7 protein-coding genes and 1 pseudogene are annotated in these 10663 nt (G+C 67.7%); 5 read left to right on the top strand and 3 right to left on the bottom strand.

What is annotated here, in order from left to right:
- The 3 genes and pseudogenes from CIK71_RS17890 to CIK71_RS11940 all read right to left on the bottom strand — a co-directional run.
- A pseudogene (locus CIK71_RS17890) lies at window positions 1–224 on the bottom strand (hypothetical protein); the annotation flags it as partial.
- A gap of 82 nt (window positions 225–306) precedes the next feature.
- A complete protein-coding gene (locus CIK71_RS11945; protein WP_245857528.1) occupies window positions 307–1488 on the bottom strand; it encodes a serine/threonine-protein kinase in 1182 nt (393 codons plus the stop codon).
- A gap of 23 nt (window positions 1489–1511) precedes the next feature.
- Window positions 1512–2072 (bottom strand): RNA polymerase sigma factor, encoded by a 561-nt coding sequence (locus CIK71_RS11940; RefSeq protein ID WP_096165897.1) that lies wholly within the window; start codon window positions 2070–2072, stop codon window positions 1512–1514.
- A 95-nt stretch (window positions 2073–2167) separates the two neighbouring features.
- On the opposite strand from CIK71_RS11940, the gene CIK71_RS11935 reads away from it, so the two are divergent.
- The 5 genes from CIK71_RS11935 to CIK71_RS11915 all read left to right on the top strand — a co-directional run bounded on the left by CIK71_RS11935 (window position 2168) and on the right by CIK71_RS11915 (window position 10407).
- Window positions 2168–3421 carry an exonuclease domain-containing protein gene (locus CIK71_RS11935; protein ID WP_096165896.1) on the top strand — a complete coding sequence of 418 codons (1254 nt, stop codon included), beginning with the start codon at window positions 2168–2170 and terminating at the stop codon, window positions 3419–3421.
- A 286-nt stretch (window positions 3422–3707) separates the two neighbouring features.
- Window positions 3708–4037: a DUF8011 family protein gene (locus tag CIK71_RS11930; protein WP_096165895.1), complete on the top strand. Its 330-nt coding sequence runs from the start codon at window positions 3708–3710 to the stop codon at window positions 4035–4037.
- 172 nt (window positions 4038–4209) lie between these two features.
- Window positions 4210–5106 carry an ectoine hydroxylase gene (thpD, locus tag CIK71_RS11925; protein WP_096165894.1) on the top strand — a complete coding sequence of 299 codons (897 nt, stop codon included), beginning with the start codon at window positions 4210–4212 and terminating at the stop codon, window positions 5104–5106.
- An 893-nt stretch (window positions 5107–5999) separates the two neighbouring features.
- Entirely contained in the window at window positions 6000–7031 is a 1032-nt protein-coding gene (locus CIK71_RS17530; RefSeq protein ID WP_141393723.1) for a CBS domain-containing protein, read from the top strand.
- A 238-nt stretch (window positions 7032–7269) separates the two neighbouring features.
- Complete coding sequence (locus CIK71_RS11915; RefSeq protein ID WP_141393722.1) at window positions 7270–10407, top strand: DEAD/DEAH box helicase; 3138 nt, start codon at window positions 7270–7272, stop codon at window positions 10405–10407.
- Window positions 10408–10663: the final 256 nt, after the last annotated feature.

The raw sequence follows: 10663 nt of genomic DNA, 5'->3' as shown, positions 1-10663 counted from the left end.
CGAAGTCCTGAGACATCACACGCGTCGAGCTGGGGGAGGCCTTCTGTGGCGTCAGGCGAAACGCCGCCTCCGTCACTCGCCCCGCCCCTGTCGTTCGCCGAGGATCCTCCGGCGTCCTCGAACTCGGCGGTCTTCTCGGAGCCGCACGCGGCGAGGGCGAGCGCGCCGACGGCGGCGAGGCCGAAGCTGCGCCGACCGAAGCGTCCAGTGGTGGTGCTGTGCATGATGTTCCCCTTCATTGGATTGTGCTGTCCCCCATGAGTCGCAGCGGATCGCGATTCGGTTGCATCGGATCCGAAAGTCATCTCATCCGTCGACGCGGAAGCGATGGTGGGCTTCGAGCACGGTGCCGTCCGCGGCCCGTGAGTGCAGCACCACCTCGGCGCTGCCCGCGCGGGACGCGGTCATCGAGACGGTGCTCTCGTCGGCGAGGAACCGGCCGTCCGGCAGCTCCCATACCCACGACTCGACCCCTTCGACGTTCGCGGTGAACGTCGAGGTCTCGCCCACGGAGACCTTCTCGGGCCCGCTGATCGCGAGGGAGGAGCCGTCGGCGACCGCGACCGGGGGGTCGTGCCAGATCTGCTCACCGAGCCCGAGGCCGGCGGCGAGACCCACGACGACGAGCACGGCCGCCAGGACGAGCCGCGGGCGGCGCCGTGCTGTCGACGTCGAGGTGCTGGCTTGCTCCGCGGGCTCCGGTGCCGGTGCGGCGGCCGGTTCCGCGAGCGCCTCCTCGATGCTCTCCAGCCAGGTCTCGACATCGGCGGGGCGCCGGCGCGGGTTCTCGGCCTTGCCACGGGCGAGGGCCCGGTCGAACGCGGTGGGCATCCTGGCGCCCTCGGTGAGCCACGCCAGCAGCGCCGAGATCGCCCAGATGTCGGCCCGCGCATCGACGCGCCCGTGACGCTCCTGCTCCGGCGGCCGGAAGCCGGAGGTCCCGGCGGCGACCGTCATGCCGGAGCTGCGAGCCAGGTCCTTGCACATGCCGAGATCCGCCAGCAGGAGGCGCTCGTCCTCGGCGATCAGCGCGCCACCGCCCCGGACCGCTCCGCTCGAGGTGTTCACCTCGGGGCGGGAGGTGAGCAGGAGGTTCCAGGGGCTCAGATCCCGGTGGACCAGCTGCGCTCGATGCACGGAGCCGAGCGCCGCGGCCAGCGACCTCGCGACCACCAGCACATCGCCTCGATCGGCCGTCCACCCCTGGGCGCGCAGTGTCTCCACGCGATCGCCCAGGGTGCCGCGATCAGCCAGCTCGAGCACCAGGTACGGCTGGTTGTGGGGCAGTTCGCCGATGTCGTGGACCGCCGCCACGTGCGGGCCGCGCGCACGCCGCAGAGCCCGGCCCTCGCCGATGAAGCGCTCCAGCATGTCCGGGTTCAGGGTGTGGTTCTCCGCGAGGACCTTCACGGCGACCTCATCGTCGAGGCGGAGATCGTGGGCGTGATGCACGGTGGCGAAGGAGCCCGCGCCGAGGTGGTCGGTCACCTCGTACCTTCCGATCCGCTGCATCAGTCGACCACTCCGAGAATCTTCTCGAGCTTCGCCCGGCCACGGCTGATCTGTGCCTTCACGGTCCCCTCGGGCAGATCGAGGCGCGCGGCGATCTCCGCGACCGGCAGCTGTTCGAGGTCCCGCAGGATGAGCGGCGCCTGATATTTCTCGGGCAGCTGCGCCACGGCCGTGCGGATCGCGGCGCGGGAGGCGACCATCGAACTGATCCGTTGCGCGGGCAGCGCGGCCTCGTCGAGCGCGGTGGAGTCCCGCTGCTTGCGGAGATGGTCGGCAACGCGGCGCTTCACGATCGGGTGCACCCAGCTGGAGACCTTGCCGACGCCCCGGTACTGCCCGATCGACCCGATGATCGAGATGAGCACCTCCTGGGAGACGTCATCGACGGCGTGCTGGTCCAGGAGCATCGACCCCACCATGCGATGCACGGTCCGGGAGCGGTCCAGGGATTCGATGAGTTCGTCGAGTGCGGCGGCGTCCCCCTGTGCGGCGCGTGCGGCGACGCGCGAGAGCACCGCCTCCTCGTGCGTCTCCGAAAGTTCCGCGTCTCCCCCTGGCATGGGTCGATGGTACCGAGGCGAGGAGGTCCAGGGGGCCCGCGCTCCCGCGGCTGGTCCGGGCCGGAACGTCCCCCTCGAGGGCTACGGTCCTGGTCATGGAGACCTCACATCGTTCCTCGCTCGATTTCACCGCCATCGACTTCGAGACCGCGAACCCGGCGCGTGGTTCGGCATGCGCTGTCGGCGTCGCGAAGGTGCGCGACGGGGCCGTCATCGACTCGGCCTCCTGGCTGATCAAGCCGCCGCAGGGGCTCGACGACTTCCACCGCATGAACGTGGGGATCCACGGGATCACCCCGGAGCAGGTGGCCGATGCCCCGGGCTGGGACCGTGTGTTCGCCGAGGTGATGGGGTTCGTGGGCGGTGACGATCTGCTGGCGCACAATGCTCCGTTCGATCGCTCGGTGCTGCACCAGACCTGCAGCGCTTTCGACCTCGATTGGCCGGAGGTCACCTGGTACGACACGCTGCTGATCGCCCGACGGCTCCTCACGTTGGGCTCCTACTCCCTGCCGTTCGTCGCCGCGGCGCTGGAGCTCGAGGAGCTCACGCACCATGAAGCGCACGCGGACGCTGTGCAGGCGGCACGCATCGCCGTCGCGCTCGGCGACCGGGCCGGGGTCGGCAGCCTTCCCGAGCTCGCCATCCTGGCCCGCTGCAGTGGGCGTGCCGCGGGGGAAGGTACCCGCGCCACCGGGGATTTCTCGTCCCTGACGGCATCGGATGTCCTCGCCGGGGAGAGCATCGTCTTCACCGGCAAGCTGACACTCTCGACCCGCGACGAGGCCCACGCGCTGGTCGAGCATTTCGGCGCTGCGTGCCAGACCTCGGTCACGAAGAAGACGACGATCCTCGTCAGCGGCGACCTCGACCCGCGCACCTTCCGGCCGGGCGCGACGATGTCCCGAAAGCTCATGAAGGCCATGGCACTCGCGGAGGGCGGGCAGGAAATCGAGATCTGGACCGAGGACGATCTGCACGAGAGGCTCGCGGTGGGCCGGGAGGCTCTCGAGGCGGCGACCCGGGCTCAGCGGGCCGCTTCCCGCTCGAGCTGGCTGCCCGCGTACGTCGTCGAGCAGGGACGAGTGGCGACCGGCTCGGCCGACGGCTATTCGGAGTGGCTGCGTGCCGCACTGCGGCACCCGGAGGGGCGCGCAGCAGCAGACACCCAGTGCGTGCGCTGCAGCGGACCGTTCGGCGACGACGTGTTCTGGATGTTCCTCGAGCGCTGGGTCTGTTCGGGCGAGTGCAACGAGGCCCTCAAGCGCGCCGCCAAGAAGGCCTGGGCGGACGCAGGGATCGAACGGCCGGCAGCTCCTTCGTATGCGGAGACGTATGGTCGGCGGTGAGCGGTGCGAACCGCGCCCCGGCCTTCACGAGAGCGTCCCGAGGCAGCGCGGCCTCCCCGTAGCGGTGCTCACGCCCTCGTCAAGGCGCTGCTTGGAAGCGGAGGATCACGCGGGGGATACTGTCTCAGCGGCGGCGACTTCTTTCCGTTCATCAGCGGCCTGCACCTGGAAGAGGATCCCGCACCCGGCCGGTGGCACCGCCGCCAGGGCGGTTGCTGCCGTCCGCGACCCGGGCCGCCTGTGCCCGGATGCGTAGACTGGCCCGCCTCCGCGGAAGGAGAGGACGGTGCAGGACCACACCCCAGCCCGGACCGGCGCCGCCTCGCGACCGATGCTGCGCGAGGAGCTGACCGGCCCGCCGCGCCCCAGCGGTAACGCCCACGCCATGACGATCGGGTTCGGCCTGCTGCTGACTGCCTCCCTGGTGATCCGGGCGTTCACCGACGCCGCCCTGACCAACGGCCCGCTGCTGGTGTTCGCAGGGCTCATGGGTGCTCTCGGCGTCGCGGAGCTGATGGACCCGCGCCGGCGGAGGCTCGTGATCGGCACCCGCATCGGCGGGATGGCCATCGCCCTGCTAGGGCTAGTGATCCAGTTCGTCCCCGGCCTCGGATGAGGCGTTCCCGCGGGAACGCCACCGCGACGCGACGACCAGGTAGAACACTTCCGCGAAGGCAGGTACGGTCGGCAGTGAGCCGGGTTCACCGCCCGGCGTCGGCATGTCCTCGGTCGGACTTGCGACTGCGGGCGTGCCGGCAGTCCGAGACCGCTCGAGGAAAGGAAACCATTTGTCCACGGCGACCATGACCGACGATCTCTACCTCACGCGACTCACCGAGGCGAAGGAGCCCTTCGCCCGTGAGCACCCGACGGTGTGGGGGAGCGCCGATGACGGCCCCTTCGACGCCGACGCGCTGCGCGACCACGACCAGCGCGGCTTCACGATCCTGCCCGAGTTCCTCACCGGCGAGGAGGTGGAGACCTACCGGGCGGAGCTGGACCGCCTCACCTCCGATCCGTCGCTGCGCGGCGACGAGCGCGTGGTCACCGAACGCGTCTCCGGCGAGGTCCGCTCGATCTTCGCCGTCCAGCAGCTCAGCGAACTGATCGATCGCCTCTCTCGCGATCCTCGCCTGCTGGACCGTGCCCGTCAGCTGCTGGGCTCGGACGTGTACCTGCACCAGACCCGCATCAACTACATGCCCGGCTTCAAGGGCAGCGGCTTCTACTGGCACTCCGACTTCGAGACCTGGCACGCGGAGGACGGCATGCCCGCGCCCCGTGCGGTCAGCTGCTCGATCGCGCTGACGCCCAACTTCCCCTACAACGGCGGGCTCATGGTGATGCCCGGTTCGCACCGCACCTTCGTGCCGAGCCTGGGGGAGACCCCCGAGGACAACCACAAGTCATCGCTCAAGGAGCAGAAGGTCGGGGTGCCCTCCGAGGAGGTCATCACCGAGATGGCGCACCGCCACGGCATCGATCAGTTCACCGGGCCGGCGGGTTCCGCCCTCTGGTTCGACGCGAACATCATGCACGGCTCGGGCAATAACATTACCCCGTTCCCGCGCTCGAACATCTTCCTGGTGTTCAACAGCGTCGAGAACACGCTCGAGACGCCATACGCGGCGTCCGCGCCGCGCCCGGACCACATCGCGCACCGGGACGCGCAGCCGCTGAGCTGACAGCAACCGATACAGACCGACGGGGCGGGCGACGTGCATCGTCCGCCCCGTCCCGTCGGTGCCAGGTCGGAGCGGGCCATCGCCCGGCGACTGATTCGAGAGTCGAGAGGGTGGGCGTCGGACCGTGGAACGCCGTGCTCGGTGCGATGGCAATGTCCGCCGGGTGCGGCGGGCGGCGAGCGAACAAGCAGCTGCATTCGGTCCGAAGCCGAGCTCGTTGGGGGAGTTCTGCACTCACAGGCGGACTTCCTCGCGGACGTACGGCTCGCCGTTCACGATGCGCGAGATCCACATGTTCGGCCCGCCGTAGGGGCGGGCGTAACTACCGCGCGCCTGCGCGGGCCGGAGGAATCCGTCGAAAAGGGGCGGAGCAGATCCGCGGCCGCGCAGGGTCTCCCTCCAGCCGAGCCTCTACTCGGCGTGCTGCTCGTTCTGAGGCATTGGGCAGTGGGCCATCGTCACCGTGCCGGACTCCATCGCCACGATCATCGCGGCGATTTCGTCGGCCGGTACTTAGTTCTACGGGCTGACGTGCCGTCCAGGAGGGCCCCAACTCGGTCACCACCCGGCATCAGAGCACGAGAAACTGCACACGCCGACACAGCGGGAAGATCGAGCGCTAGCAGCGGTTTGTCGCCGACGAAGGCTTCCATGTCGACCCCTACAGTTCCGAAACTATGCGGCGCGAAACGATCGTGGACTGGGTCCATCACCGCAATTCCGGCCGACCTGACACCACCTGCCCCGACCTCACACGCCTTCGCAGCGACGCCGACAGCGCCAAGTCCAACATAGCTAGAGTCGGCACTTAGCATGTAGTGTCTAGAGCAAGCTCGGCACGAGTTTCTACGGTTCGGGCGGAACTCTTAATTTTGGCTGCGAAAGGTTGACTAATGACCGAAGTTGCATCGAATGATCGTCCTAAGGCGGCGTCCCAACCTCGAATTTTTACCCAGAAGATGTGGGATGATGCCGAAGGGTTGGCCGACCTGCTCGATTTAGTTAAGGCAGATGAGCCCTGGCGCATTAAGACGTCGATGCTAATCGGCTTGGTGGGGTATGAGAGGCGCGGTAGGCGTGGAGTCTCAAGAATCGAAACAGCACTTAAAGAGCGAGGCCTTGTGGTTTCGCCTCCTGTAGAGCTGGCGGACTACTATGGTTCTGTTGTGATTTCGGACATTCGTGACGAGCGCTCGCGACGTAGCGCGGCGGGACTGCCGGTGTCGGCTCTAAATACAAGTGGCCGGACGCTCTATTATGTTGGGCCTGAATGGAGCCTCGAAAAAGTTGAGACGACCATGATTATGCACGAGTTTAGTCAGCTCCCCATCCTGACTGGCAAGCGCGATCACCTCAAGGGGACGGTGACCTGGGCGAGCATTGCGGCAGCGCGTAGGGAGGGGAAGGCCAAGCTGGCGAAGGAGGCGAAAGTCGAGGGGTATTTTGTCGCAGAGTCTTCCGCAGACCTAATTGACTTGGTGCCGCGCATCATTGAAGACGAGTTCATTTATTATCGTGATCCGGATGGCGTGATTGTGGGGATCTTGACTGCGAGCGATCTTGCCGGCGCGTTCCAGTTGAACGCGGGGCCGTATATCCGGATTGGTGAGATTGAGGCAAGAATTCGTCAGCTGTTGGATAGGTTGCCGCTCCCCACGCTCAGGGAGTACCTTAGGGATGGCGATGTTGAGGAGTTCAATGGCGCAACCGATATGACCTTCGGCGAGTATGTTAAGGCCTTGGGCGACAAGAGGGTCTGGGCTCGCCTTGAATTGCCATTCGACCAAGACGTCTGCGTGAAAACGCTTGAGAAGGTGCGTGTTGTGCGTAATGCCATCATGCATTTTGGGGAACCTGTCGCAGAAGATTCGGCACAGGCGATTGGGCACACTTTAAATTGGTTGCGTCACGTTGGCGAGGACTAAATGTAGAGGTCATGATGGCGCCTGCGCCTGCGCCTGCGCCTGCGCCTGCGCGTGTGCCGGGGAAGGGCTGGCGGGGACTTCACGAATTTGCGTGGCATCTACATAGCTTCTTGCAGCGAGCATTGCGCAGCCCTAGCAGATCGTGGTGGTGTACTGGCACGGGATGACCGGACGTCGGCTCCCGAGGAGTGGGCGAGGCGCACAACGGTGGTGCGCACGGCTGCAAAGGGGGCCTGCGGTGAACGCGAGCACGATGACGGACACGAGCACGGTCATGGACTACTTCGCGCAGGTCCTGCACCGCGAGCCGCTGGAAGAGGTGACCTTCCGCGACGCCTCCGCGTTCGTCGCGACGCCCCGGGAGCAGATCGCCTCAGGCTCGCTCACGGCGGAGCATGCCGAGGCGCTGTTCGAACGGCATGACCGGGCGCGGAAGAGCTCCGAGTCGAAGAAACCCCGGGAGGCCTCGATCCCCGTGGCCATCTCGCTCGCCTCGGTGCCCGAGGAGCGCGGAGGCGTCCAGCACGGACTCGTGCTGCTCGCGGCGACCCTGTTCCGAGACGGCCGGCTGGAGCCTCAGCTCGAGACGGGGACTTCCCCCTGGATCCCGGCCGAGCGCCTGTCCGACCCGTCGGTGACCGATCGCGAGATCATGGTCGGTCCGCTCCGCAGCTTCTGGAAGTTCGCGCTGACCGAGCTCGGCGCCGAGATCTCCCGGTGCGAGAGCATCGCCGACGCGATGACGCTCGCCGGGACGATGGTCCAGAAGGTCTCGGGCACGTCGATCGCGGTCTTCGCCGAGCAGCACGCAGAGCACGACCGCACCGTCGAGCACGAGACCTGCTACATCCAGGAGCACCAGCGCATCAATGCCGTGGGCGGTCTCCTCGACGTCTACGCCGCCCTCGACCGGGAACCGGACCTGCCTCCGATCCTGGAGCAGATGGCCCAGGGCTGGGACGGCCCCCGGATCCCGGAATCACGGATCCACGACGGTGACGGGCTGCTCTTCGCTGGCCGGTCGGCCTGCGGCTCCATGAGCGACGAGCATCCGCTCACCGCCTCGCAGCGTCGCGCCGTCCACGCGTTCCTCCAGGGCGGGGATGGCGAGGTGACCGCGGTGAGCGGGCCCCCGGGGACCGGCAAGACGACGATGCTGCAAGCCATCGTGGCCGGTCTGCTCACCCGTCGCGCCCTGGCCGAGGAGGACGCTCCGGTCATCGTGGGCACCTCCACCAACAACCAGGCCGTCACGAACATCATCTCCTCGTTCGCCTCCGTGACGAAGACCGATCCCGGGAGCCTGGACCGGCGGTGGCTCCCGCAGGAGCGCGAGGGCGAAGCGACCGAGGAACCGCTGCGCTCGCTCGCCGTCTACTGTCCGGCGAGAGGCAAGCTCGCCCAGGCGAAGAAGCAGCACCTCGTCGAGCAGAAGGACCGCAGCGAGCTCTACGCGGCCTACAGCAGCGCGGAGTACCTCGTCGGGGCCCGCAATCACTTCCTCGCCGCCGTGAAGGACTTCTTCGGCGGTATCGACGCCCCGAAGCGCGTCCAAGCCTGGATCCATGACGCGCTCACGGAGATCGACGGATATCGCGTCGCCCTCCTGGAGGCCATGAGCGCCGACGGGCGCAGCGAGGACTACCTGCAGCTGTGCGCTGCGGCGGAGGCGTGCGAACACCTGCGCGAACTCGACGCTCTCTCGCAGCTGCGAGACTGCACGACTCTCGACGAGCTCGACAGAACGCTCGACGTGACCCTCCGCTACGCGGAGTTCTGGCTCGCCGTGCACTACTTCGAGGCGGAGTGGCTGCTCGCCGACCACCTGGACAAGGACGAAAGGTTCAAGAGCACCGGGGATGTCCTGCCGCGCGTCTGGCCCCAGGCGGCGTCGCTCACCCCGTGCTTCGTCATGACGCTCTATCAGGTGCCGAGATTCTTCGGCCGCTACACGAGACCGGGTGAGCCGCGCGCCTTCGACGTGGGCCGCATCGATCTGCTCATCGTCGACGAGGCCGGTCAGGTCGATACCCCGCTCGGCCTGCCGGCCCTCGCCCTGGCGCAGCGTGCGCTCGTGGTCGGCGACGAGAAGCAGCTCTCCCCGGTGTGGTCCCTCGACGAGGAGACCGACCGGGAGATCGCCGAGGGTGCCGGCATCCAGGCAGGGGAGTGGGCCGACGGCCTGCGCGAACGGGGCATGACCTGCTCCGCGCCCTCGAGCCTCATGCGCGCCGCGAGCCATGCCTCCAGGTGGAGCTTCGGCGACGGCGAGCCCGGGCTGCTGCTGCGCGAGCATTTCCGCTGCCACCCGGACGTCATCGGATTCAGCAACGACCTGCTCTACGACGGGCTGCTGGAGCCCAAGCGCCCCGCGGTTTCCTCGCCGCTCCACGGCACCCGAGCGGCGTTCGAATGGGTTGACGTCCCCGATTCACAGGACACCCGCCAGGGCTCCAGCCGCGTCAATGAGCCGGAGGCGCAGGCGATCGCCGCATGGATCGTTAAGAACTATGCGAGCTTCTTCGACCTCTACCACCACCAGCAGAACGAGACCGAGAAGAAGGTCGCCGCGGCAGAGCTCATCGGCGTCGTCACACCGTTCGCCGCACAGGCGGACGTGATCACCCGGGAGATCCGTACGGCAGCCCGCGCCGCGGGCCCATCGGGAGATCTCCCCGCCGACCTCGCAGGGAAGATCACCGTCGGGACGGCGCACCGCCTGCAGGGCGCGGAGCGGCCGATCATCCTGTTCTCCGCCGTCTATGGAACCGGCAGTGCGCAGGCGGGCTTCATCGACGTCAACCCCGAACTCATGAATGTCGCGGTCTCTCGTGCGAAGGACCTTCTCGTCGTCTTTGCGGCGCCGAACCGTTGGAACACCGGCAGAGTGTTCAGCGTGATGTCCCGGTTCGCGCAGCGGGCGGCAGTCGAGATGCCCGCGGCAGAGGACGCCGGGGAGGAAGCCTTGACCGTCGAGGCTGACGACCAGCGGAACGACACGGTCCAGGCTGAGGGCCAGCGGATTGAGGGGGAACCGGCCGAGGACCAGAGCGTCGAGGAGCACGTCGTGGCTGTCGAGGCCGCGGCGACGACAGCCCAGGGAACGTTATCCGTGGTGATCCGAGCCTGGAAGGACGCCGGCGTGCTCCACGAGGAGGACGCCGGCCTGATCGCTGCCGATCTCAACCCCCGCCTCGCCGCGGCGGGGGTCCTCACCGGCAGGCCGGGGGAGTGGGCACCCACTCGGCTCGCCGGCCTGCTGGGCGTGGTGGAGGTCGAGCGGACCAAGACCGACGGCTCCACGTACGTCTCCCTCGAATACACGCCGGACGTCCAGGAGCTGCTGCTGCGGCTCTATCGCGATGGCCGCCTCTGAGCGAATCGAGAGCTCAGACGTAGACCCTGGCGCGTGTGACAGACGCGGCGGGGGTCGCGCGCCATAGTTCGCCTGGGCCGGGGAACGCGGTGCCTTCGCGCAGCGATCCTGTGGCTACGGCCTGACGTGTGAGGCCGCCGGAACTCACGGGAGCAGACATCTCATTCCTCCACTTCATGACGACTGCCGCTCCTGGAAGCTGACTTGCCGAGCCGCCGTTGCCTCCATGGACAAGTGGGCTATACCATTGCGGCCA

The organism is Brachybacterium alimentarium (genome assembly GCF_002332425.1).
Lineage (GTDB): Bacteria > Actinomycetota > Actinomycetes > Actinomycetales > Dermabacteraceae > Brachybacterium > Brachybacterium alimentarium.
Note: the sequence above shows the minus strand (reverse complement) of the source record. Positions and strands in the feature narration are given on the sequence as shown.